Origin of the sequence: Alistipes sp. Marseille-P5061 (assembly GCF_900290115.1) — a bacterium.
Taxonomy (GTDB): domain Bacteria; phylum Bacteroidota; class Bacteroidia; order Bacteroidales; family Rikenellaceae; genus Alistipes; species Alistipes excrementigallinarum.
In genome coordinates this window covers 934,520-957,910 of the sequence record NZ_LT985748.1, presented here as the reverse complement: position 1 = coordinate 957,910, position 23,391 = coordinate 934,520, and the positions used below count along the sequence as shown (strand labels likewise).

The 23,391-nt window shown below is 50.0% G+C and carries 21 protein-coding genes and 1 tRNA gene; 5 read left to right on the top strand and 17 right to left on the bottom strand.

What is annotated here, in order from left to right; all coding sequences use genetic code 11:
• Positions 1-8: 8 nt before the first annotated feature.
• Both C8267_RS03825 and C8267_RS10880 read right to left on the bottom strand, forming a co-directional pair.
• On the bottom strand, positions 9-1,157 hold the full coding sequence (locus tag C8267_RS03825) for a transcriptional regulator (protein ID WP_234025675.1): 1,149 nt from the start codon (positions 1,155-1,157) through the stop codon (positions 9-11).
• 219 nt (positions 1,158-1,376) lie between these two features.
• Positions 1,377-1,805, bottom strand: a complete 429-nt coding sequence (locus C8267_RS10880) for a hypothetical protein (protein ID WP_158699697.1) — start codon at positions 1,803-1,805, stop codon at positions 1,377-1,379.
• Positions 1,806-2,188: 383 nt separating this feature from the next.
• Here C8267_RS10880 and C8267_RS03820 point away from each other — a divergent pair, with 383 nt between their 5' ends.
• Entirely contained in the window at positions 2,189-2,956 is a 768-nt protein-coding gene (locus tag C8267_RS03820) for a hypothetical protein (protein ID WP_158699696.1), read from the top strand.
• Between the two features lie 361 nt (positions 2,957-3,317).
• Here C8267_RS03820 and C8267_RS03815 read toward each other — a convergent pair whose 3' ends face one another.
• The 14 genes from C8267_RS03815 to C8267_RS03760 all read right to left on the bottom strand — a co-directional run bounded on the left by C8267_RS03815 (position 3,318) and on the right by C8267_RS03760 (position 17,616).
• Positions 3,318-5,195, bottom strand: coding sequence for a fimbrillin family protein (locus C8267_RS03815; RefSeq protein ID WP_106633679.1), 1,878 nt, complete (start codon positions 5,193-5,195; stop codon positions 3,318-3,320).
• Between the two features lie 123 nt (positions 5,196-5,318).
• Positions 5,319-6,209, bottom strand: coding sequence for a fimbrillin family protein (locus C8267_RS03810; RefSeq protein ID WP_106633678.1), 891 nt, complete (start codon positions 6,207-6,209; stop codon positions 5,319-5,321).
• A 37-nt stretch (positions 6,210-6,246) separates the two neighbouring features.
• Positions 6,247-7,254, bottom strand: coding sequence for a FimB/Mfa2 family fimbrial subunit (locus C8267_RS03805; RefSeq protein ID WP_158699695.1), 1,008 nt, complete (start codon positions 7,252-7,254; stop codon positions 6,247-6,249).
• Between the two features lie 18 nt (positions 7,255-7,272).
• The gene (locus C8267_RS03800; protein ID WP_106633676.1) at positions 7,273-8,385 is read right to left on the bottom strand and encodes a DUF3575 domain-containing protein; all 1,113 of its coding nucleotides are present in this window, start codon (positions 8,383-8,385) and stop codon (positions 7,273-7,275) included.
• 207 nt (positions 8,386-8,592) lie between these two features.
• Positions 8,593-9,744 (bottom strand): helix-turn-helix transcriptional regulator, encoded by a 1,152-nt coding sequence (locus tag C8267_RS03795; RefSeq protein WP_106633754.1) that lies wholly within the window; start codon positions 9,742-9,744, stop codon positions 8,593-8,595.
• Positions 9,745-10,087: 343 nt separating this feature from the next.
• Positions 10,088-10,159 (bottom strand) — tRNA-Thr (locus tag C8267_RS03790).
• Between the two features lie 235 nt (positions 10,160-10,394).
• Positions 10,395-10,646 carry a hypothetical protein gene (locus tag C8267_RS03785; protein WP_106633753.1) on the bottom strand — a complete coding sequence of 84 codons (252 nt, stop codon included), beginning with the start codon at positions 10,644-10,646 and terminating at the stop codon, positions 10,395-10,397.
• Between the two features lie 406 nt (positions 10,647-11,052).
• A complete protein-coding gene (locus C8267_RS03780) occupies positions 11,053-11,952 on the bottom strand; it encodes a hypothetical protein (RefSeq protein WP_158699694.1) in 900 nt (299 codons plus the stop codon).
• Entirely contained in the window at positions 11,949-12,677 is a 729-nt protein-coding gene (locus C8267_RS03775) for an RsiV family protein (RefSeq protein ID WP_106633674.1), read from the bottom strand. The genes C8267_RS03780 and C8267_RS03775 overlap by 4 nt, the downstream gene beginning before the upstream one ends.
• A gap of 58 nt (positions 12,678-12,735) precedes the next feature.
• Complete coding sequence (locus C8267_RS10875) at positions 12,736-13,425, bottom strand: hypothetical protein (RefSeq protein ID WP_158699693.1); 690 nt, start codon at positions 13,423-13,425, stop codon at positions 12,736-12,738.
• Positions 13,426-13,510: 85 nt separating this feature from the next.
• On the bottom strand, positions 13,511-14,374 hold the full coding sequence (locus C8267_RS10870; RefSeq protein ID WP_158699692.1) for a hypothetical protein: 864 nt from the start codon (positions 14,372-14,374) through the stop codon (positions 13,511-13,513).
• A 2-nt stretch (positions 14,375-14,376) separates the two neighbouring features.
• Positions 14,377-14,988 (bottom strand): zinc-ribbon domain-containing protein, encoded by a 612-nt coding sequence (locus C8267_RS03770; RefSeq protein ID WP_106633673.1) that lies wholly within the window; start codon positions 14,986-14,988, stop codon positions 14,377-14,379.
• Positions 14,989-15,869: 881 nt separating this feature from the next.
• Complete coding sequence (locus tag C8267_RS03765; RefSeq protein WP_106633672.1) at positions 15,870-16,910, bottom strand: DUF3871 family protein; 1,041 nt, start codon at positions 16,908-16,910, stop codon at positions 15,870-15,872.
• Positions 16,888-17,616, bottom strand: coding sequence for an ATP-binding protein (locus C8267_RS03760; RefSeq protein WP_106633752.1), 729 nt, complete (start codon positions 17,614-17,616; stop codon positions 16,888-16,890). The genes C8267_RS03765 and C8267_RS03760 overlap by 23 nt, the downstream gene beginning before the upstream one ends.
• 400 nt (positions 17,617-18,016) lie before the next feature.
• Here C8267_RS03760 and C8267_RS03755 point away from each other — a divergent pair, with 400 nt between their 5' ends.
• Both C8267_RS03755 and C8267_RS03750 read left to right on the top strand, forming a co-directional pair.
• Positions 18,017-19,378: an AAA family ATPase gene (locus C8267_RS03755; RefSeq protein WP_106633671.1), complete on the top strand. Its 1,362-nt coding sequence runs from the start codon at positions 18,017-18,019 to the stop codon at positions 19,376-19,378.
• Positions 19,353-20,054 (top strand): RloB family protein, encoded by a 702-nt coding sequence (locus C8267_RS03750; protein ID WP_106633670.1) that lies wholly within the window; start codon positions 19,353-19,355, stop codon positions 20,052-20,054. Before C8267_RS03755 ends, C8267_RS03750 begins: the two co-directional genes overlap by 26 nt.
• A 24-nt stretch (positions 20,055-20,078) precedes the next feature.
• On the opposite strand, the gene C8267_RS11010 is transcribed toward C8267_RS03750, so the two are convergent.
• The gene (locus C8267_RS11010) at positions 20,079-20,510 is read right to left on the bottom strand and encodes a hypothetical protein (RefSeq protein WP_262494564.1); all 432 of its coding nucleotides are present in this window, start codon (positions 20,508-20,510) and stop codon (positions 20,079-20,081) included.
• 827 nt (positions 20,511-21,337) lie between these two features.
• Between C8267_RS11010 and C8267_RS03735 the strand changes: the two genes are divergently transcribed.
• Positions 21,338-22,105, top strand: a complete 768-nt coding sequence (locus C8267_RS03735; RefSeq protein WP_106633750.1) for a hypothetical protein — start codon at positions 21,338-21,340, stop codon at positions 22,103-22,105.
• Positions 22,106-22,548: 443 nt separating this feature from the next.
• Positions 22,549-23,388 (top strand): ParB/Srx family N-terminal domain-containing protein, encoded by an 840-nt coding sequence (locus C8267_RS03730; RefSeq protein ID WP_106633669.1) that lies wholly within the window; start codon positions 22,549-22,551, stop codon positions 23,386-23,388.
• Positions 23,389-23,391 lie beyond the last annotated feature (3 nt).

Below are 23,391 nucleotides of genomic sequence, written 5' to 3'. Positions count from 1 at the left end.
GGATGTGATTATCCAACGACGGCCGTCCGCTCGGGGCCGGCGGCATTGGGGCAGTGCCCCAGCCAGCGGTCGTAGTCGTACAGACGGCGGATGAGTTGCTGTTTATTCTTCTTGACGGGGTTCTCTTCGCGCCACGGGTCGACGGCGCGGTGGGCCTCCTCGCGGTAGATGCAGCTGTTCGTGCAGCCGTAGAGCGAGACGAGCAGCTGCGCCCGCGCCTGTTCGGCCCGCAGCAGCGGGAGGATGCTCCGCATCGTGCCGAGCAGCTGCTCGAAGGCCGTCCGGTCGCCGAGTATCGCATGGGCGGGGAGCTGCATCGCGTAGAGCTTGCAGCGCATCACGTCGCTCTCAAGCTGCAGGCTCCCGTACTGGCGCAACACCTCGCGGGCCGTGCGGCGGTCCTCTTCCGTCACCCCTTCGGGCGTGTAGAAGCGGCCCATCGCCTCGTGGAGCAGGTCGGGCAGGCGGCTGCTGCCCAGACGCGTATATATGTGGCGGTTGTCGGCATTCAGGGCGATGACCTCATACTGCCCGGGCTCGACCGCGAGCAGCGGGACGTACATGCACCCCTCGACGCAGACCATCACCTCCTTGCGTCCGGCTCCGGGCTGGGAGATGACCGTCGCCTCGACCCCCTTGAACTGCCCCTCGGTGATGCGCACGCGGTCGCCCTTCATCAGTTGGCCCGGTTCGGGCGTGTAGAGCGGCAGCACGTCGGAGTAGGAGGCGGCGACCCACCGCAGGTTCTCCATCGCCCGGTCCGTGAGGTAGGGGTAGTACTCTTCGCGTGCGGTCCGAATCCGGGGCAGAAAGTTGTATTGGGGTTGGAAGCGCTTCATCCGGTAGATTTCAGCCTCCGAGGCGTGCACGAAGACGTAGTTGTAGAGCAGCGGGCGGCGCGTGTCGACCAGTTCGCCGCGGCGCTTGCGCACCTCGATGTACGAGGGTGCGAAGTATTCGAACGGGGGCTCTCCCGTGCGGGTGCGGCGGTCGAGCTCGGCCTTCAGGCCGCGTGCCGGCTCCCCCTGGTAGTGGCCCCGCCGCGATACGGGCAGTGTCAGCACATACCAGCGTACGGCATTGCCGTTTTTTTGCATGCGCATCCGCTCAGCAAGCGATTCCGACCAGTCCCAGCCGCTTCCGTTCGACTTCGCCATTGTCGTTTGTTTCGTGCAATTTGTTCAATTCGTTCGATTCCGGGGCCGGGCGCTTCACCGAAGGGCATACCCCGGCCTTGTCGATGCGTTTGCGTAACGCATTGACATACAAAGTGTTGCTTTTCTTAACGAGCGCGTTTGTGAAAATTTCTCTTCACCTGTTTTCAGCCGTGTCTGCGACCTCCGGCAATGAAAACCCGTCATCTCATTTTTCGTGAATTACACACCACGTCGGCAAAGGTACATAAAATGGAAACCAAACGCAAACGGATTGAAAATTTTCTGATGATTTATACGGTTTTTTTGCAGGCATATTTGGTTAATAATCCGGATGTTGATGCCTTCGGGCGATGAAAATCGCGTCGTTTTTTGCCGATGGCGTCGGTTGGCTGGATGTCCCTTTTTTGACAACTCTTCCGGGGCGGTTGAGCGGTTGGGGCGGCGGGCGGATTCCGCACCGGCGACGGGACTTCGGTGCGAGCCTTCGGACGGGTTTTCGGAGAGCGGTGCTGCCCCGGTTTCGGGCGGCGAGGTGAAAAAATCCGCCGCCGTCCCTTTTTGACCCGATAAATCGTTATTTTTGTCGGGAGAGGGCTGCGCAAGGGACGGAATCGTTTGCCTCTTTGCCGAATGTTGCTCTGCCGGCATGCGGCGGTGGGGCGTTCCGCGGAGCAAGGGCCTTTTGCGCCGGCATGTGGCGGGGAGTTCCGTGGGGCATGGGCCTTTTGCGCCGGCATGCGGCGGAGAGTTCCGCAGGGCACGGGCCTTTTGCACCGGCATGCGGCGGGGAGTTCCGCGGGGCACGGGTTTTTTGCGCATGCGGCGGCAGGGGAGTTCCTCGGGGCACGGGCCTTTTGCGCCGGCATGCGGCGGGGCGGGGGAGTCCCCCGCAGAGCTTCGGACCTCGTCCGTGCAGCGGCACGCCCGGGTGCGGGCCCCTTCCGGCAAAACGGAAAATCGACCGAAAACGGAGAATCGACCGAAAACGGAGAAAAACAGAGAATCGACCAAAAACAGAAAATCGACGGAATATGAAATTCGGCAGATGGATGGCGCTGTTGGCGGCGCTGATGGTGAGCTTCGCGGTCCGGGCGCACGGTTCGTGGCAGGAGCACGTTGCGGATATGACGGAGGTGATGGGGCTGCGCGAAGAGCCCCGTCTGCGGGCGTGGATGAAGTTCATCAGCTCCGACATGATTGACAAGTGCGAGCCCTTCTACAGCGAGCTGAAGGCCCGCCACGAGGGTTTTGCCTGCAAGCACCGGCTGCTCTTCCACTGGGGCTACGACGCCGAGCCGTGGAGCCCGGAGCTCGAGGCGCGCGTGGTCCGCTACTGCCGGGAGTACGACCTCGACCGGGACAGCACCCTGCGGCTCTTCCGCTCGGAGATGGTGGCCGAACAGAAGCGGCGCAACGCGCTGCTCAACCGCCGGACGGAGGAGCTCTTCGGCTTCGCCCACGGCGGGCGGGATGCCGCCTCGGCCCGCTTCTTCGCCAGCGTGGCCTACAACGTCCATCTGGTGGGGGACTACACCTCGGACAACCGCGATTTGGCGGGGCTGCAGAGCCTCGACCGCGTCGTGCGGTCGCTCTGCCACGCGCTTCAGGATTTGGACCCCGTGGCGGCCAAGCCTCTGGTCAAGGCCCTTGAGCGGGTCGGCCGCGAGGAGCCCGACCTTCAGAAGCGTGCCGACGCGCTGCTGGCGCTGCTCAAGCAGCAGCTCCCCGACTTTATCCGTCGTGCGCAGGGCGGAGCCATCCGCCGCCGGCTCGAAGCCCGGGGCTTCGCATTCCGGTAGCCCGCGGCCGCCCGTCGAACCTCCGCAGCGCTCCTGTGCATGAATATCCGATGTGGCGCGCGAGCCGGGGCGGCGCTCCCTCCGCTGCGGCGGGGCCGCAGATGACCGCGGAGCGGCTGCCTCTGTGCGCATCCCCCTTGTGCGTCGGGGTGCAAGGGGCGGGCATGAAAAAGACGGTCGCACGCCCGGTGCGACCGTCTGTCGAAGAGCTGTTGACAAGGCCTGAGCGGGCTTTGTCAATCCATCCTCTGTCAATTTGTTCGGCCATTTGCGAGGGGCGGGTCCCCTGCCGGGCCGATTTTGCGGCGTAATGCCTCCCCGTGTCGGGGTTTCGGTTGCGGGCGGGAGTCCGCCCGACGGTTTACAGTTTCTTCAAGGTAGGCAGTCTGTTGCCGTCTTTGAGCTCGTAATGCCAGCCTGTCCTCAGCCAGTCTAATTTAGCGTTCATTGCCTCAATGGCCGTTTGCCAGGTGACGGTCGTGCCGTCCACCTTGGTGGCTTCGAGGACGGTACCTCCCTCATTCGTGCCGATGCCTTTTTCCTGACCGTTGTTTTCCCAGTAGCAGACATTCAGTACGCCGCCGCCAAAATAGCTGTCCAGGATGTTTTGTCCCAGTACGCCGCCAGTGGTTCCGTTCGGGCCGCTGACCTTTCCTTGGGCATGGTAGCAGGCATTCATGGTGCCACAAAGGCTGGTTCCCAGTACGCCGCCTACATAGATGGTACCGCTTCCGGAACCGGTCACGCTGCCCGTGGCATAGCAGCCAGAGATGAATGAATCGTAGCAGTATCCCACCACGCCGCCGATATAGGTATCGTCTGTGACCTTACTTTCAAGGGTCACGCTGCCCGTGGCATAGCTGCTGACTATGTCGTCAAGATTCAGTTCACCTGCCACGCCGCCGACCCGGTTATGCCCCTTCACGGTGGCCGAGGAGCCGCATCCGGCCACGGTGGACAATGTCCCGCCGCTAGCTATCCGGCCCACCACACCACCTACGCAGCTTTTACTCCATTTTCCGATGGCGTTGCCGATGACGCTGCCCGATACGAAGCAGTTTTCAATGGTGCTGTAATCGATTACTCCCGCCAGGCCGCCGACATAGCTCATACCATCCCAGCTGAAATCGTTTGTTATTTGTACGTTCTCCAGCGTCAAGTTCTTCACCGTAGCAGATTTAAGAAATTGGAAAAAGCCCAATCTCGTGGAGTTCCCCTTAATGACCAGCCCCGAGATGGTATGTCCGCCGCCGTCGAAGGTCCCTTGATAGGTATTTATCGGATTCCAGTTGCTTCCGCCGTCGGCCGGCGGTGTCAGCGTGATGTCGGCCGTAAGAATGATGCTCAGCGAGGGGTTGCTCCATAATGAACCTGCCCATGCCCTCAATCCCTCTTCGCTGTATACGATGTAGGTGCCGTTCTCGTCTATGGTGTAGCCCTTGTCCTTTTCCAGCGTGATGTTGTAGACCTTGCCCGCCTCGGGGGTGAAGGCGGAGGAGAGGTCGCGTTCCTCGGTGCCGTTTGCCCGCAGCTTCTTGATTTCGTAGCCGGGCACCACGTTCGCCTCCCAGCAGGTGATGGTTGCGCCGTTATCGGTGTATTCGCACTTCTTCATCTTTATCCAGCCCTCGTCCGTGCCCTGCACGACTTTGCCTTTTTCGTAGGTACACTGTGTATAGGTATAGAGCTGGAGGCTCTGCACTTCGCCGAGCGCATCGCCGGTGGGCGTGACGCGCACCTTGGCCAGACGGTGGGCAAAGGTCAGCGTGACGGGTGTCTGGTAGTCTCCCGTGCCCGTACCGCTCAGCAGGTAGGCAAGACCGTTAGTCTGCTGGTCGCTGAGGTCGAGGGTGCCGTCCGTGGCGGGGTACCAGGCGGTGACGGTGTGGGCCTCGTCCCTGTCGCTCCAATACAGGGGGTTTTCGGCTTCGACGGAGCCATCGTTCTGCACGGTGTAGGTGCCGACCTCTTTCTTGCCGTCTATTTGCACGGCGAACCGGTCGCCCGCGTCGAACACGCTGCCCGTGCCGTCCGCAATCTCGCTGACGCGCGTCTGCGGTGCGCCCCAGGGCTGCGCCTCGCCGCCCTCCACGCCAAGGGTGATGCGGGCTATCTCCAGCGGGTATTGTCCTTCGGGCAGACGGTCGCCGTCCGCCAGTTCGTCCTTCGTGCAGGCAGCCGTGGCAAGGAGCAGCGCGGCTGCGGCAAGAAGCAGATGGATGGAATCTCTTTTCTTCATATCGGGTTGTCTTTTATTTGTTTTCGTTTTGTGCTGCCGCCGCCTGCGAAGGCGGCCGTCGCACCATATTGTCTATGGGCAGCTCCGGCTTAACGCTTGCGCCGGGGCAGCGGTGTGCGGGGATTACAACTCTGCACTTGCATCGTTCGAATCTCCGGATTCCCACGGGGTAATCTCCGGTTCTTCCACCGTGATGCCCTTGTTGTTGAGCGTTATGTTGTAGGTGTAGGCATAGCCTGCTGTGTAGAAATTGGCTGTGGGTGTAGCAGGCAGTTTCAGTTGGGCGATGTAGCTCTGTCCGTTGTAAGACACGCTCAGGTCAAGAGGAATGGTCACTTCCTGCGGGAGAATGATGACTTGCGAAGTGGTGGCACCGCCCAGCTGCATGGTAATCGGCGAGTTGGCGGCTGCGGTTACGGCAGTCGTGCTGGTAGCCGTGTCGAATGTGCCTTCGTGCTTCAGCCCCTCCAACGTGTAGCCGGCAGGTTCCGTTTCGTTGAAAATGAGACCATCGCCGGCCTTGAAGGTGAACTTGATGAGACTCATGCAGTGGTGGAAGGAGTTGTCTTCACCGCCTTTGTCGGTTTTGTCGGTGAAGCTCACCTCCGGGCTGCGGGTGCTTCCCTTCGCTCCCGAGGCAAAGAGGAAGTCGATGCCGGGACCCTGCTTGTCGGCTGCGGTGCTGACGCTCACCGTTCCGCCCTCAGCCTGATACGGATAGTAGGCATTGAAGGTCTTCGTTTCGGTGTCATTGAAATAGATGGTTGTACCGTCGGTCACGAACTTACCGTTCTCTCTCTTGTAGGGCACGTTGGTGAAGCCTGCGCCGGTGACGCCGATGCGGTCGCCGTCGGTCCAGTCGGTTCCTTCCGAATTGACGCGGGTAGCGGGGGCGATTTCGGCGGTGAACCGGGCAGCTACGGGGTCGTTCGTGTTCAGCGTCTCGTTGTTGTCCTTGTTGCAGGCGGCCAGTGTCACTGCCAGCGCTGCGAAAGCAAAAAATCGGGTCTTCATGGTGTATGGTTTTTTTCTTGTTGTTACATTGTTTCCGTTACATTTCCGCACTGGCATCGCCACCTTCCACCGACTCCCATCCGGTAATCTCGGCATTGCATTCCTCCATGCCGACGGGGGTCTCCAGTGTTCCGGTCACACGGTAGGCGGTGGTCATGTCGTCGTTGAAGTCCTTCATGGCCTCGGTCAAATCGACCTCCGTGCGCTGCGTGCGTCCGCCGTCCACAAATACGATGTCCAGCACCATGGTCTGCACGGCTCCCATCGTCCCCAGCAGGCGGGCATCGGCCGTGAGCCGACTGCCGTCACGGGTGAAGGAGAAGACCGTGGAGGCCGGTTCGCCCGTGGTCTGCCCCCGCGCCATGTCGAAGGCTCCGGCTATGCCGCTGAGGGTGGCCGTCACGCTCTGGATGAGTTCGGGGCGTCCCTGGGTCACCTCCAGCTCCAGTTGCAGCTCGCGCACGCGCTGCTTCATTGCGGCGGTCAGCGGATAGTCGGTGTCCTTCTCGATGGTCACCTGCTCCGTATGGGTGAAGAACCACCCCGGGGCGTTGTCGATGAAGGTGCCCGTCGTCTGGCTGCCCGAGGCCGGGGCGACGGTGGCCGTGGTGCCGCTCACGGTGATGCCCTCGGCGGGGGTCCACGCCACGAGGGTGTAGCTNGTATGGGTGAAGAACCACCCCGGGGCGTTGTCGATGAAGGTGCCCGTCGTCTGGCTGCCCGAGGCCGGGGCGACGGTGGCCGTGGTGCCGCTCACGGTGATGCCCTCGGCGGGGTTCCACGCCACGAGGGTGTAGCTGCCCGGCGCGAACAGATGGTCGGGGGCGTGGGTGGCGGCGGTCTCCGTACCCGTATAGTCGCCCATGGCGATTGTCCACGTGGCGGGGATGTCGATACCCTCGCCGCGGGCCGACCAGTCGGCCGTGACGGTAATCTTGCCGTGGTTGGGGTGCGGCGTGTTGTAGAGCGTGTCCTTGACGCAGGAGGCGGTCAGCAGCGCGGTGGCTGCGGCGGCCAGAATCGGAATATATCGTGTTGGTTTCATATCGTCGTCCTCCATGGTTTAGAAAAGGTTCCACTTCAGGGTGATGCCGGCATGAACGGGGCCCCACCAATCCCTGGTCTCCGAGCCGTGGCGCACGCGCACGCCGTCGATGACCGTGTATTTCTCATAGTCGGCGTTCAGGTATCCGAGCCCGAGCGAGAAGTCGAGCGAGAGGCGCTTGCCGAGCGGCAGGATGTAGCCTCCGGTCAGCCCGCCGCCCAGAAGGTCGCCCTGGCGTCCCGTCTCGGAGAACTTGTAGTTGAAGGCGCCGGTCTTGAACATCAGGCCGAGGTAGCCGCGCCGCGCCTTACCCATATAATAACGCACCTCGGGAGCCACCTCCCAGAGGGCGTAGCGGCGCTGCTTGTTGTTCCACGACCACGAGGTCCACGAGCCGCCTACGCCCAGGCTCCAGCGGTCGGAGATGTGCCACTCCAGCCCGAGGTCGGGCGTCAGCGTCGCCCAGCGCAGCAGGTTGGCCCGCAGGTCGAGGCCCATGGCGCAGCATTCACTCTCCTCGGGCTCTTCGGCCGCGGGGGCGGCAGCGGCAGCCTTCTCGGCGGCCCGGCGTGCCTCTTCTTCTGCTCTGCGGCGCTCTTCGGCGGCGGCCCGCTCGGCGGCAAGGCGCTCCTCTTCGGCGCGCTTCGCGGCCTCCAGACGCTCGGCTTCGGCCTTCTCGGCAGCGCGGCGGGCTGCAAGCTCGGCCTCCGACGGAGTGGCGGGGATGACGAGGCGCACGGTGACGAAGTTGCCTTTGTCGGCATGGTTTTTCGTTGTGAAGCACTCCTCGGTGAGCCCGCCGCGGAGAATCATCTCCGTCTTCACGCGGTTGGAGCGCGTCTTGGCCAAGGCGAGGTTTTCGGCCTCCGAGGGCTGCGAGGTGCAGTAGCCGTCGACCAGAACGGGAACGGAGCCCTCCGTGATGGCGGCCTTGTTTTGCGCGATGCAGGCCAACAGACGGTCGAGCTCTTCGCCGTTGCCGTTCCACGGGATGTAGAACATGTCGTCGCCCGCCACGAAGCGGAAGGTATACTCGGCCGGGGCAGGGTCGGAGGGGTTGTCTGCCGTCTGGCCGAAGGTTGGGCCCGCGAGGAGGCCCAACGCAAACAATAGGGTCAGCAATCTATTCATGGTATTGGAAATTTTGTTCGGATGGAAGCCGGGAAGCCGGGTTTCGGGGCATGGTTCGAGAACAAAATTAACAGAAAAACCGGAACTGGAAAGTCCCGGTCGTCAATTTTGTCGTTTAGGCAAGAAAAATTGTTGTTTAGGCAAGAATTCGGGGCCGTCAGAGGCCGGCCGGAGCTACAAAACGCGACCGTCCGAGGCCGGTTGGCGCTACAAAACGGGGCCGTCTTCGCCCTGCAGTTTGCGCCAGTTGGAGGGGGAGACCCCCTCGCGGGTCTTGAACATGCGGGTGAAATGGCTGGGCGAGACGAAGCCCGCGGCCTCGGCGATTTCGGTGATGTTCAGCTCGGGGTGCCGGAGCATGTGTCGTTTGGCGTACTCCATCCTCAGGTCGGTAATCCAGTCGCGGAACGAGCCGTTGCCGGTCGCCTTGATGTACTCCGAGAGGTAGGTGCGGTTGGTGTGCAGCGCATCGGCCAGCTCGCGGATGGTCAGCCCCGGTCGGAGGTAGCCGTCGGCGGCAATCCATCCGGAGAGCCGCGTCGCAAGGTCGGTATGGAGGGGCCGGGCTTCGCGGTCCGGCGTGTCGTCCGGGCTCTCCGGGTCGTCCGGAGCTGCGGCGGGCTCCTCCTCCGCGGGGAGCTCCTCCTCGAGCGCCTGCTCGACCCGCTCGTAGAGGAGCAGGTAGTTCATATAGGAGCAGTAGAGGTAGATGTAGAAGGGCACCGACGAGAGAATCCACAGGAAGATGTAGCGGTCGGGCAGGAAGGTGAGCAGTCCGCAGCCGACGCCGAAGATGACGGCCCACCACGTGAAGACGGACATCCAGCGGATGTAGGCGCTGATGTTGTCGGAGTGGGTGTCGTCGAAGAGGCGCACGGCGCGGCGGTAGGCGAGGATAAGCCGTCGGGCCAGCCACAGCCCGTAGCCCACGAGCCAGGCGGCCATCACCGTCAGCCCCGCCCGCTGGGCCGCGCCCTCGGGCAGCCCCAGCAGGATGACGCCCGAGAGGAGCGTGAAGAGCACCCATGCCGAGAGGTGGAAACGCAGCCGGCGGCGCGTGATGTAGAAGCGGTCGAGCAGCGTGGTGAGTGCCGAGCTGAAGAGCCAGTAGCAGAGGAAGTAGGTCGAGAGGTTCATCAGGATGGCGGCATTGACGTTGCGCAGCCGCACCTCGAAGAAGAAGTGGACCGCGTAGTTGGCCGCCAGAAGTAGCAGTGCACAACCCATGATGCGCCGTGAGCGGAGGTAGTTCGAGAAAATCGCCTTGTCGGGGGTCGGGGCCAGCAGGAAGTAGGCGCCGAAGAAGAGCATCAGCGGCAGGGCGATGCAAAGTGAATATTCGTAGAGCGGAAGATTCATGCGCGTATCGGGCTTGAAAGCAGTCGCAACAAAGGTACGCAATAATTCGATTGGGTGTCTCCGCGCGGGGTGAAACTCTTTTGCCCGGATGAAAATATCGCCGCCGGTCTTTGACCCTCGGGCGCCGCCGGCTGTTGAACGGGGCCAGCGGGGCCGCTGGGCCGGCCCGGTTCCCCGTAACCCGGGGCCGGAAGAGGCGGTTCGTGCATCTCGATGGGCGCTTTGCCCCTCGGGGAGATTCCGGCCGTCTAATCAGAAGGCGGATAAAAATGAAAAAGCCTTACATATCATCGATACATAAGGCTTTTTGCTTGTTTCGGCGTCTTTTCGCAGCGCCCTTCAGAGCTGTTGACGAGGCTTGAACTCGTGACCTCTTCCTTACCAAGGAAGTGCTCTACCACTGAGCTACAACAGCAATTTCCTTAAAAATCAGCAGTTTGCAGAAGTGCGAAAAGGAAATTTCAGCATGGTGTCCAACATTGTGTCCAACAATCGCTACCCGCAATCGCTTGCAGGTTAATGATTAAATGATTTATTAATAGAGAATTATATGGAATGAAAAATGAAAGAAAGGACAAACTTTCGCAAAGGGGTATATTTGAGACCCCTTTGCAAAGTCTGTCCTCGGAAATAGACAGATGCTTTTGTGTTTATACAAACTGTTCCAAATATTTCTCGTTGAAGCCAGCCAACGGAAATTTGAATACACTCGGTTTGCCTTCTTTTGTCGTATAATCGAATACAATCATATCGCTGTCTATATGTGCCTGAAACATATTCAGGGTTTCAGTAGTTTCCGTAAAGGTAACAATGTTGGGGAACGCTATTGCTGAAATTTTGATTGCTGGATTTAGTAGAAAAGACATGCCTGCAAATCCTTGTCCTCGTTTCTGAAAAGTCATAGATACTTGTTGTGCAGGGTCTATATCCAAAGCAAACATGTATCAAAACTCTACGGGTGTAGGATTGTCTTTTTTACGGGCAACAATGAGCGTCATTACACAATCATCGTCATAACTTACGGATTTGGCGACATAGGCTAATTTCATGCCCTCTTTTGTATCCGTGCCTGTTTTTCATTCTATTCTTGGTGTTTTTCTTTTCATTTCAGCTAAAATTTATAGGGTGATTAAATCTTTGATTATGATGTAAATATAGCTAAATTTATGACATATGCAAATAGATTATATCTATAAAACCTGCAAGAGGCTCCTTTAAAAAGCCCTAATGCAGGTCTTTGCTATTCTTTGACAGTTCTGACAACTAATTTTGTATCATGATAATACCAATTAATATCAAACAACCAAATTATATAGCCTTGAGATATTCTATCGAATCGATTAATGCCAATCTATTTCCGACAACACCATAGACATAAACAGAATCTTGATTGACGTATTGGTAAATTGAATCGAGCCTAAAATCAGTTTGTTTCTGTTGGTAGTATTCTTCCAAAATATATCCGCTGGTCGTGTTTGTTAATCTTGTCGGAATTGCCCGATTTGTTATTCGGGTCGCACAGTTTGAAAACACAACAACACTATAATCAAACACCCCATCGAATTCTTGTAGTCGAATCTGTTTTGTTTCGGCATTAAATTTCGTGCTGTTGTTTATCCTGTTAAATGGCGGATAATCCATCAAAAGCAATCCGTCTGTTGTAATTTTATAAACCGCATAGTGATTCCCGCCTTGATATCTTCCCCAATCATTAATCAGCAATTCTTTTTCCCCGTCAAAATTTACATCGAGGAACTGAAACGGAGTATGATATCCGATTGGCGAATTGTTAAAATCCTCATTGGAATCATTTGCTTCGGGAAATGAGTAGTCGAAATAATAGACGTCTCCATTTCGGTAGCCCTTGAAATCTTTTGAGAAAGTTATATTATCGGTATCGTAACTATTGTATTTTTCAGTATTGACATATTGAAAGCTATTCCCGTTTATCGTATCGCGAAAATTCATGATTAAATAGCCCGTTTCGCTATTTGCATCAAAAGGCATCCATCGTCCCGTAACCTCGTAACCATTTATGATTTGATTGTACTTGAAATATACATTGATTAAACTATCATTCTTCATCGGTAGTTCTTTCAAGGTATTAATCCAGGCATAATCAGCAGAATTAATATTTGAATTGTAGGTTTGCTTACCTTTACAACCCAGTAATAGTAATGCAATCAATATGGATATGCAGGTCTTCATTCCTCAAAATAGGTTAATGCACGAGCCTTTAATAAATGTCGAATTTTGCTCAATGGAAGAATAACTTTGATTGTTCCTGCTGCATGACAATCAACAGCTCCTTGATTGAAAATAAAAGCAATTCCTTTGGGCAAAAGTATAAAGTTATCTATCCATTCTAAATGGTTTTTATCTAATACTTTAACACCCAATTTTTCATTTATCAGAGAGAGAATTTGTATTTTGGCATTATCATTGAATAAATCGTTTAAAAAAATTCTATTACCCGACTGCAAGTCGTAACACGAACAGGAAACCCAAGGTGCTCCATGTGCTCCACCCAAAAAATTGTTTTCATTGGAAAAGAATGCAAGCACCTTATTGTGGTTGATTTTTATTGCAGAAACTTTTTCTAAGAAGCGATAAGAAACTCCCAACATTGGCTCTGGTACATTGGCCAGCATAGATCTTTCATACCGTTTTTGTGCTTGTTCCAATGACATTATGGAATCTGTCTGGAAAAACTCTTGAATCAATTGTTCTTTAATTCGTTTAACGAGAAATGCGCTGTCGCTTGGGAAAATAAATTGATAAGTAAAATCGAATACCGCTCCATTTCTGAATGTCAAGCCATATTTCTTAACAGTAATTGTATCGAATGATATTACTTGGCTATTTTGAGCATAAGAGCAATTCAATATTGATAAGATACCCAATGCGATAGGTATCAGTATGTAGTTCTTCATGGTCAATGTTAGTAAAATCTTTGTGAAAAATTATATCACCCTATTTTAGTTTCCAACATTATAAATAATCGTCTGCTGTATTCGATTGAGTGCAATGATAATAAAAGAGGAGTCGCTGCTTCATCATATCAAAGATATTTTGCAGTGTAATCCATTTGTATTTATCTAGCCGAGCACTCATTTCAATATCTCCTGCAAGTAAATCCAACCATTGTTTATGAATTTTAGGCAATGAAGTTCGAACATTCGAATTTGCAGCCTTTAATAGATAACAATAGTATTTATCAATTAACCGTCGTAGTTTTACATAATAATATTTATCGCAGACTCCAATGTCATAGCGACTAATAGCCCTATGTTCTAAAAAAAATGCAGACGCATTTAGCCAAAGTGTATCTTGTGCAAATTCCAAAGACAAATTAGAATCATAAGCCCCATCTTCCACAGGCAATTCAACAATGGTTGACGTTATTCGTTCTTTGTATGGTTGATATATTCTTTCCAGTGTATCTACGAAAGCAACAAACTCATCGTCATAATATGCAATTGCTAAATTGAGTGGATAATGATAGTTTTCATAATATATTTGGGCTTTCTCTGTACATATATGCAATATAGAATCTAATGTATATTGTGTGTTTGTCCTGTTTAAATCTTCATTCAGTATTTCATCATTGCTTGTTTGTTGTATCCGATTTCCACACCCCACAATCAGTAAGGTGAATATGGGGAGTAAGTAGTTTTTCATTGTATTATCAAGAATTATTATTTATAAACTCTCATATAATTTTGCAAGCCAAATGAGATTGCATCGCTCTTGTCTCTATCGCTGATTATTTAGGCAGTTCATCAGGCGACAATTCAAAGGAAAAATCAAATTGTTTTTGATAAGTTCCAAGGCTTGTATCAGTATAAGATACCGAATATCTATTATTTGTCCATTTGGAAACAATAATAGGAGTAGGCAGTTCATAACAAGTATAGTCACCAAGTTCAGAAGACCACACTTCATAGAACTCTAACATTTTAGTATCATCACGGTGTCCCTTATTTTTTAAGTCTACTGAAATTACCAATTGAAATTTCTTTGTCGCTTGATATTTTAGCTCTCCATTTATAAAATCACGTCGCGTACCATAAGTGTGCACAGTCATTTCATAGGTATTGAAGATATAGTCATCATTATAATATAATGCTATTACCTTTCCAATATCTAATAAATCAGAATAATAAGGCATACCATTGACTGAGAGTAATGGATTACTATATTCAATCTTGAATTTTATGGGGGCAGAGCGCATTAAAGGAGAATTAGATAGGAATATTTCACCTCGCTTCTGTGAGATGTTAAATTTGGCAGACATAAAATAGTCTGAATTTAGAGGCATAAATCCAGATAAAGTGTCTATCCATTTTATATTATTGTTATTGTACAACATTAATAAATATGGAGATTCCCAAATTGTGTCTTTAGCAAGGGGATGAAAACAATTAGTCGTTTTAGTAGCCCATCTTTTCACATCAGATTTTGACCTATAAATATATTTCCCGATGCAAATGCGTTTTAAACTGTCTTGTAGACTTGCGTCGTCACAAGTTACATTAGTAATCACATATTCACCTATAAGAGGATTATCTGGCGGGGTGATGCATCCTTCAGTTAAAGCCAGTATGAGAATGGTAATTAGTCGTTTCATCATTATTCTCTTTTAGGGTTCATGCCATATTTATTTGCATTTTGTTCACCATCCTGGCACATCCAAATCAACAAAATAATACCTCCAATTATAGGTATTAGCGTTATAAAGTACCACCATCCGCTTTTACCTATATCATGCAATCTACGAATGGTTACCGCTAATGAAGGCAACAACATTCCCAAACACCATATCCAATATATAATTGTTACCGTGACAAATGTCTTCTCATCATAGCTATAAGCAATTATATTTCCCATTGAAATATTGGCCAACCCCCAATAAGCTATAAATGATAAAAACATTAATAATCCCCAGTACCAATATTCGGCACGACATGCACGCCCCGTAAAATCAGCATATTTACTCAAGCAAATCGCAATAGCCTCTTTAAATGTATGGATATTTTTACTGTAACCTGCCTGTTTTTGTCTTTTTATTGGAGCTTGAAACGATTTCAATGCACTTCCACATTTGACACAAATTACAGCCTTGGGATCTGGCTCTGCTCCACAAGTAGGACAATACTTGTCTCCATCTCCGACAAGGACACCGCATTTCATACAAACAACGGCATTATCAGAAATCTCTGCACCACAATTTTTACAAAACATAATTTTAGAATTTATATGTTATACCAATCATTTCCACCTTTAATAATCAGATATTGATTCTTGTTGTTTATACATGCTTGTACATCTTTCTTTGTTACAAGAGTACCAGTCGCTTTATGATATTCCCATACAGTATATTCTGAATTATTCAGGGCATCAGCAATCTCTTGTGCTGACATCGGCCCATAATATCCCAATAAAAGATAAATTGCATGGCGTAACTTAGCTGTTTGAGGCTTATACTAAACATGTTGGTTAACCCTAATCGACTGTAAATAAAAAAGGAAGCGCAGGGCTGGAGCCTTATTTTAGTGCGACAGGTCGTAGGAAACCCAATAGATAAAATAAGCAACAACCCCGCGCCGTATCCGTGAAGGATATGACGGGAGAGTCATGCCACCTATTCTCTCTATTGTGCTATGAATTTCCTACGTTCGTCGCACGAGAATAAAGTTACACTTCCGTAATTCAATATGTCTCCCACAAAAGTAGGAAACTTATCTTGGAAATGCAACGGCATTGACCCTCATTTTTCGGGGATGTTGCAGATACAAATTTCGCCAAAACAAAGTTTTCCGACAACAGCAATTCAGCTGGAAAGAGAACTTTGTTCTTCTGAATTTGGGCAGATTTGCACGAATCTCAACTTTACGCCTGCATAAACGCTGAAATTCTGCTTTTCAGAACTCTCAAAACCTCGGATTCCGACTTTACGTCAGCATAAATTCCATATCTGTAAGTTGCAGATTTTGCGGCAAATCGTAATGTGTAGATTGTGAATGACATAGCTATCTCGCTATATATTAGTACGCTTTGTTTTGGAGCATAAGAAAATACCCCTGCCGTCATAAGACAGCAAGGGTATTCTTCTCTGTAAAGCGTTACTCCACAAACCAACTGTACTCGGAATCCCCCTCCAAGGCACGACCGATTCCTGCAACCAGCTCCGTTGCATTCAACGACCTGTCAAGGAAGGTGTCGATGTAGCTGGACTTGTTGGCTCCCGTAAAGAGGTTGTAGACCTTCCACAAGTCAATCTCGGGATTGCCCCCTCGGGAAAAGTTCTCGTCCACGTAGTAAGCCTTTGCCACGGCATTGATGTGGCAGTCGGTAAACTCCATGGCTGGAAGCTGCCGTTTCTCGGCGGTGGGCAGGTATTGATACAACCGTGCCTTGCCAATCAACTGGGCAAACTGGTGTTCACTGAGCGATTGCCGCTGTAAGGCTGCCATCTGTCGAATGTGCCGTTCGGCATCGTACTGCTGGAACAACTGCAACGAAGCCTCAAACAAGCTCTGCACACTCATCACCCGCAACTCCCGCTTGAATCCGTCGGTCGATACACACAGGTTGCAGCAGACAAGGTTCTTGAATCCGATGAAGACCTTGAACTTCTCGACCGTCTTTTTCGAATAGAGATTTTCGTGGTTGTAGGCCCTCACTCCTCCAATCGAAAGATTGAGCCGATTGCCTGCCACCTCTTCGTAAATCGAGGGAATCTCGAAACAGAAGGCCATGCGTTCGTAATAGATGGTCTTGTCCGTCTCCAAGAGTTGATTCACGGGCTTGTGAATAGCCTCGGGAATCCGCCCCTTGATGATATGCGAAACGACAATGTCGGGCATGTCGATGGCCTCTTGTGGAAACAACCGATGGGCAGCATTCCAAACGGTCTCGATAAAACTCTGGTGGGAGATGGTTACCTCGTTGTCCTTGCTGAATACGGGAACGACACAATCGTTCTTCAGATGGGCCAGAGCAACAGGCTTGGTGTTGGCCTCGATAAAGTGACGGGTACGCGGTGTGGTTCCGAGCGACACAATCGGCGTTGTGGGACGCTCCTCTACGATGGTTGCCTCCTCCACCATGGGAAGATTCAACCCTGCGGCAAATTCGGGTTCAGGCTGAAAGGCTGGAAGCATGGCTGTGGAGGTTTTGCGTGGAAGGATTCGATTGCGTGGTCTGCGTCATGTTGCACCATTTGAGGATGGCTTGCCCCACGGCAGGAGTTATCGTGAACTCGGGACGCCCTGTAAAGAGCCCCGTTCGGTCTTTGGAGGTAGTGGCCTTGTGGTTCATGGCGATGTCCAGCACGGCGGTGAACTCATAGTCCACGTTATCACGCTGCACGGCCTTCAAGCCCACCTTCTCGGGTACCATCTTGCCATTCTTGTCCGAGAGGACATAATCCTGCTTGGAACGCATGGTGCAGATGATGTGACACGAGGAGTTGAGAATGCGTTGGATGAAGGCATTCTGACGGGGTGTGACCTTGGCCCAGTTGGCAAAGGAGTTTCCTTGCAGATTGGCATGGAAATCGAGCAGATAATCCCAGCAGTGGGAAATGCTGTCGATAACGATCACCTCGGCCCCTGCCTGTTCACAGATACCGATGGCCTCGATGTAGGTCTCGGGAGAGTAGTCGGGCAGGGTGAGAACCTGATAATTGCCCAGATGGGCATAGAGATCGGCCGAACCGTTCTCGGAATCAATGACGGCAACGCGGGACCAGTCGGAGGTCATGCCGTAAGCGATGAGGAGCGATGAGTAGGTCTTTCCCGACCCCGAGGCTCCAGCCAGTGCCAGCCTCATTTTGGCTGCACGGCGCATGGATGGACGTAATTGCATAAAGCTACAAATTAGATGATGAATAAATAAATACACTCATCATCTGTCTGTTGCTTTTGTTGTTAGTCTGGAAAAATTCCCGATAAACAGCCACAAAAAATCCCTCCCCGAAATTCGTTTTCCAAACCGAACAGGGAGGGGTGTTTTACGGGGTGTATGTAAATATTTTCACCACAATTTACAGAGATGGATAAATATAAACTATATTAAGATAAAAATAACTTTTGTCGGACTATGTGTAATATTATGATTATAGGTTAACATTAGGAGATAACATCTATGTTTAATGTGCTATATAAAACGAAAAAATCTCGCCATTAATACTTTTATTATTTTTTTTATGCTATATTTGTGGCATGTATGACGAGAAAATCGTAGTAATGTCTCAAAAAGCATTGGTATGTTAATTAGGTTTGTAGTTTCAAACTATTTGTCCATTGGAGAAATGGTTGAATTTAACATGTTGACGGGCCCGTACAAAACCCATATTAATCACGTTGCATCTAGCAGAAAGATTAAATTATTAAAAGCGGCTGCAATATATGGAGCAAATGGGGCGGGTAAATCTAGTTTAATCAAAGCCCTTGAGACATTACGGGATATTCTTGTTGAAGATGAGCGCGTTCCAGCCTCCACCAAATCCTTAACTTATCGGTTGAGCGATAAATATGATAAGGAACCGATTGTTTTTGATATTGAATTTTCTCATAAAAAGAAATATTTTGGCTATACGCTGAAGTTTAAAGATGGCATTATCTTAGAAGAATCTTTGTATGAACTAGGGTTTGCAAAAGAAGATAAATTGATCTTTGAAAGAACATACTCTTCAAGACTCTCTAAGTCGGCTATTCAAATTGGCGATAAATATAATAAGTCAGAGAAAAATAAATTATTGATAAAGCTTCTAGAAGATAATCTCTTGCTTAATGATAAACCGTTGTTGTGTATGTATAAAGTTTTAAAGATAGCCAACATCACAACAGCTGCAACTTGGTTTCAAAATAATCTAAAAATTATTTTCCCTGAGAGTAAATTTGGAGGGTTAGTATATGCACTTTCTTCCGTTGAACATTTTAAGCCTTTAGCTAATAAGATGTTAAATTCCTTTGATACAGGAGTATGTGAAATAGGTGTGGAAGATGTCGATTTTGATGATTATTTTGGAAAGGAGAATAATAAAATTAAAGTAGAGTTATTGAATAGATTAAATAAAGGGATAGAACAGGTGGTAATCCCAGGGCCAAATGGTGGTTTACTTGCAACTTTAGTAGATGGGAAAGCTGTAATTAAGCAACCATGTACATACCATTATAACGATGAGAATAGGAAGATTCACTTTGATATAACAGAAGAATCTGATGGAACACAGCGCCTTTTGGATATTATTCCTGCGATTGATATGTTGTTAAATGGTGAAGTAACAATAATTATAGACGAGATAGATCGCAGTATTCATCCTAAACTATTAAAAGATGTGATTGCGAAGTTGTTATCCTCAGAAACAGATTTGCGAGGACAAATTATATTTACAACACATGAATGCAATCTTTTAGATTTTAATCTTTTTAGACAGGATGAAATATGGTTTGTTGAGAAACATCAAGGAAATACAGTGCTATATCCTTTGACGGATTTTAGACCTCGACAAGATTTGGATATCGCAAAAGGATATTTGAAAGGGCGTTTTGGGGCAATACCTTTTCTTGGAAATTTATCTGACCTAAACTGGAATAGCAATGCCACGTCCGAAAAGAGGGTATAAACGTAGTATCCCAACTCAAGAGTTGGCTCGGGATTATAAATTATTTGCGATAGCGTGTGAAGGGAGTGTTAGAGAGCGTGAATATTTTTCAATATTTCAACATATATCATCAAGAATAGCTGTAGATATTATAGGTGATGTAGATGAAGAAACTGGCGAAATTAAAATTACGACAAAATCATCCCCCAAGCAAGTATTAGAGAGAGCTGTTAGGTATGTTGAAAATGAAGGCATTCTCGCTAGCGATGAATTATGGCTAGTTTTGGATATAGATCGTTGGCCTATTGATCACTTAAGAGCTCTTGCAGAAGAATGTTCTAATCATCCTAATTGGCATATTGCTTTAAGTAATCCTTGTTTTGAAGTTTGGTTGTATTTCCACATGAGAAAAGATATAGATGAAAGGGAAATATTATCTAGCTCGGATTGTAAGCATATTTTAGCAGAATTGAGTGATGGTGGTTATCATCCATGTGAATATATATTACATGTAAAAGATGCTATCGCTAATGCTCAGAGTGTAGATGAAAATCCAGAGTATTGGAAGCCTGAGTATAAAAGAACCAAAGTATATCTTTTAATGCGTAATTTAATGGAGTTTGTTAGTGTAAAAGAATTTAATGCTTTTATAGATAATTTACCTTTATTAAGGAGACAAGGGATAGAGCAATTATAACCTACTTCCTTTGATTGTAGGGATTTAAAACTCAAACCCTCCCAACTCCTCTTGACTCTGTTTGTTCTTCTCCACCACCTCCCGATACTGTTCCTGCATATCGAGTACCTTTATAAAGTAGGGGATGGAAACCTTCTCGGGTAATTGCGTGCACCGCTTGTTGAGTTGGTAGGTCAGACTTATTGGCTCCGTACTCGGAATGCCAACGGCATTGTACTTGGTAAGCAGAACCGATAATGCCACCTTGTTTCGTCTGGGTGCTGCCACTCCTTTGGCCTTACAGAAATCGCATAGCTCCTTATAAATGGCAGCATCCGTCTGCTTAATGGCTGGCTGGATAAAGCAATCCGTCGTCAGTTCATAGCCCTTTGCCTGTGGCTTTATAAGTCCAGCTTGTCGGCACTCTTCCAATAAAGTCGAAACGGTGTTGCGAGACAGACCGAGAGCCTCGGCAATCTGGCTCTTGCTTCATTGGATGGTATTCGTATTGTTCAGGCAGATGGCCTTTAACAAGAGCAGGAATCCCGCCATCTTGGCGGAATAGTTCCTTGTAAAGAAGCCATTATTCAGCAGGAAAAAATCCTTCTCGACTGGCTTTATCTGGTAACTGTTCCGCTTGATAAATCCACGGACGGCATCTTCCTTAATGGCAGTCTGCACAGTAAGACAACCTGCCTCTCTGAGCCGTTTGACAGCACGGCGGATGGTCCGTTCATCCAGTCCTGTAAGAAGAGCCAGTTTTTCTTCGGTAATGTGAGAAATATTTGTCTTGTGGTCGGAGCAGCATTTGATGGTTGCTCATACATAAACATCGACAGGCTTACTATTGCCCGTCTGAAACGTGACGATTGATTTGGGTATAGCGGTATAATTCATCGTTAGCAATGGAATTTTGAGGGTTAGTAAATAGAATCTCTTTCAGATGCAGCAGCTTTCGGAAACGGGCTACGCCATAGTGTTCTTTCGCCTGCTTGCGGTTCTCGAATCACTTGCGGTCTTTGATGTGGTAGTACATGGTCGGGACGACTTTATTAGGTAGTGTATAAGTAGGTAGTGTATATATGGGACACTTTTGAGCAGTTATCATAGGACAGTTTTGAGCAACTGCCAGCCTACTATCTGAACGGATTGAATCTGGAATCTCGGGGATGAACGGAATGCCTTCCCCGTCTTGGAATTGGATGAACAAAGATACAAAAAGATCAATAATTATACAAATATTTAACAAATTATTTAATAAGAAAATCCGTATCTTTGATACACCCCGCTAAATTTTGCAGACGATGGATATTTACGAGTATGTACATTGGATTGGCAATACCATGTTCCCAGCCTACGAGATTGAAGAGGATGGGAAGGAGTATCAGGTAGACACCGCATGTACGCAGGACTTCATCATCGCTGATGAAAGAGGTCTCGACATGTCGAAATTTCCATTTACCAAGGAACAGTTTCTGGAGAACAAGCCAGTTGTCCGTTCCTTGGAGGCACTGGGTATCGACATCGAAAAATTCTGGATGGCGCTGCTCTTCGTCTATAACCTGACGCAGAACCAGACCGAGCATGTGATGCTGCTTCCCGCATCATCTTTCGAGCAATTTCAGAACTTTGCCCGATATCTCCACTCCCATCCCGATGCCCAGATTCGAATTTGGCAAGGACGGGAGCACGGCGTGACCATTGACTCCCAGGAAGCGATACGGATGCTGGCTGCCCTTTTGGCAGAAAACTCTGCCAAGCTGTTTGACAGTTTGTCAAACAACGTCTATTTCAAGATGGGTGATTTCTCGGTCAAACTCAAGAATTGCTACAAGATTACCTTCGTCGTCAAGTGTCTCTTCCCGTTTCTGGAGCATTTCAAGGAAGAGGACAAGCGGAGTTCCAATCCGAACAAAATATCCTATAATCTGATGCTGCTCATCTCCCGAATCATTTATATGTTCGGATATACGGACAATAAGAAATTCCTTGATAGTGACGAGAATATAAAAGGAATATGGCAGCGTTACAAAGACGAGGAATGGCGCGTCTTGGGTCGGAATTTCTATTGAGTTAATCTTTCAAATTAGAGGGAAAAAGGACGGTTCTTAACCGTCCTTTTTTTGTGTCCATATAAGGGGTAGCAAAAATAACACATTTTTTCGCTATCCGACAACAAATTGCTTATCAGTGACTTATGTATGATTTTCGCAGGAGTTATCCATGCAATCGCGAACATAGGTTCCTTGACATACACCCCGCTTCTCGGTTGGGAGGGAGTATCCGAACCGAAAGGCCGAAGGTCGAATCGAACGATGGAACGAGGATGGAAGTTCGCCAAGCCATCCTCGGCCCGTCCAACGAGCTGGCAAGAGCTCACCAGTCAGACCCGACGCCGAGAAACCAATGTCAAAACCTTGAGGGTGGTATAGGGGACCCCCACTTATTGTAAAGACAAAATTTATAAATAACCTTAATACCTCGCGGGTGTATAGGCAAACCCGCACCTAAGATTATGAAAAGATTAATTCTTAGCTCGGACAACGAGAACCGCCAGTTCGCATTTGTAAAGGGTAACCGCCCGACCAACGCCAAGACCGTGAGGGCCAAGGAGAAATCGATGCAGGAGCATGGGCAGCTGTCGCCCATCACCGTCGTGAAGGGTGAGGATGTTTGCAAAATGAACGGCTGTCTGGTCGACCTGCAAGGGCACGATATCCCTAACGAACAGGCAGAACGGTACTATGCCGTGGTGGATGGACAGCACCGAGTGGTCGCATGGGTGAACTTGGGCAAGAACTTGGATGACCTCGTGATTTGTGAGGCGCTGAATGCCGAGATGGAGATTGCGGCTCTGATTGCCGAGATGAATATCTGCACGACCTCGTGGAAGGGGACCGATTATATGGCAGCCCCAGCAATGGCTTTGGCTGCAAAGAATGAGGTCTTCGATTTTGCCGTGGAGCTGCAGGGCAAGGGCTTCCCGCTGGCGACCATCTCTCTCTGGTGTACGGGCGCCAACTCCCTCAAACCGAAAGACCTTGTAGCTAGTGTCAAGAGCAAAGTACTGCCGCGGGCATTTGAAGATGCAGGCTGGTTCTATCGAAGTGTCAAGTGGTATGAGGCCGCCTCGGAACGGATTCCGAATGCGTTCCTGGCGAAAAAATATCTGATTACCTTCCTGATTAAGAAGTTTAACCATGCGGAGGACCCCATGCTGTTCAGCAGCCAGATGGAAGAGAAGTTGAGAAGCCTGACGGAGGAGCAGGTGAAAGAAATCATGAACCCCAAGACGGAAGAGGATGTTTCGCGGGAACAGGCGACCTATGACACACTGGAAAAGTACCTCGGGTAATGG

Coding starts and splice junctions, on each gene's coding strand:
- C8267_RS03800 (WP_106633676.1), bottom strand. CDS start 8,385: ATGAATAGATTGCTGACCCTATTGTTTGCGTTGGGCCTCCTCGCGGGC.
- C8267_RS03755 (WP_106633671.1), top strand. CDS start 18,017: ATGTTAATTAGGTTTGTAGTTTCAAACTATTTGTCCATTGGAGAAATG.
- C8267_RS10875 (WP_158699693.1), bottom strand. CDS start 13,425: ATGAAAAACTACTTACTCCCCATATTCACCTTACTGATTGTGGGGTGT.
- C8267_RS03785 (WP_106633753.1), bottom strand. CDS start 10,646: ATGACTTTTCAGAAACGAGGACAAGGATTTGCAGGCATGTCTTTTCTA.
- C8267_RS03760 (WP_106633752.1), bottom strand. CDS start 17,616: ATGCAATTACGTCCATCCATGCGCCGTGCAGCCAAAATGAGGCTGGCA.
- C8267_RS03750 (WP_106633670.1), top strand. CDS start 19,353: ATGCCACGTCCGAAAAGAGGGTATAAACGTAGTATCCCAACTCAAGAG.
- C8267_RS03775 (WP_106633674.1), bottom strand. CDS start 12,677: ATGAAGAACTACATACTGATACCTATCGCATTGGGTATCTTATCAATA.
- C8267_RS03820 (WP_158699696.1), top strand. CDS start 2,189: ATGAAATTCGGCAGATGGATGGCGCTGTTGGCGGCGCTGATGGTGAGC.
- C8267_RS03770 (WP_106633673.1), bottom strand. CDS start 14,988: ATGTTTTGTAAAAATTGTGGTGCAGAGATTTCTGATAATGCCGTTGTT.
- C8267_RS03795 (WP_106633754.1), bottom strand. CDS start 9,744: ATGAATCTTCCGCTCTACGAATATTCACTTTGCATCGCCCTGCCGCTG.
- C8267_RS10880 (WP_158699697.1), bottom strand. CDS start 1,805: ATGCCGGCAGAGCAACATTCGGCAAAGAGGCAAACGATTCCGTCCCTT.
- C8267_RS03810 (WP_106633678.1), bottom strand. CDS start 6,209: ATGAAGACCCGATTTTTTGCTTTCGCAGCGCTGGCAGTGACACTGGCC.
- C8267_RS03730 (WP_106633669.1), top strand. CDS start 22,549: ATGAAAAGATTAATTCTTAGCTCGGACAACGAGAACCGCCAGTTCGCA.
- C8267_RS03780 (WP_158699694.1), bottom strand. CDS start 11,952: ATGAAGACCTGCATATCCATATTGATTGCATTACTATTACTGGGTTGT.
- C8267_RS10870 (WP_158699692.1), bottom strand. CDS start 14,374: ATGAAACGACTAATTACCATTCTCATACTGGCTTTAACTGAAGGATGC.
- C8267_RS03815 (WP_106633679.1), bottom strand. CDS start 5,195: ATGAAGAAAAGAGATTCCATCCATCTGCTTCTTGCCGCAGCCGCGCTG.
- C8267_RS03735 (WP_106633750.1), top strand. CDS start 21,338: ATGGATATTTACGAGTATGTACATTGGATTGGCAATACCATGTTCCCA.
- C8267_RS03825 (WP_234025675.1), bottom strand. CDS start 1,157: ATGGCGAAGTCGAACGGAAGCGGCTGGGACTGGTCGGAATCGCTTGCT.
- C8267_RS03765 (WP_106633672.1), bottom strand. CDS start 16,910: ATGCTTCCAGCCTTTCAGCCTGAACCCGAATTTGCCGCAGGGTTGAAT.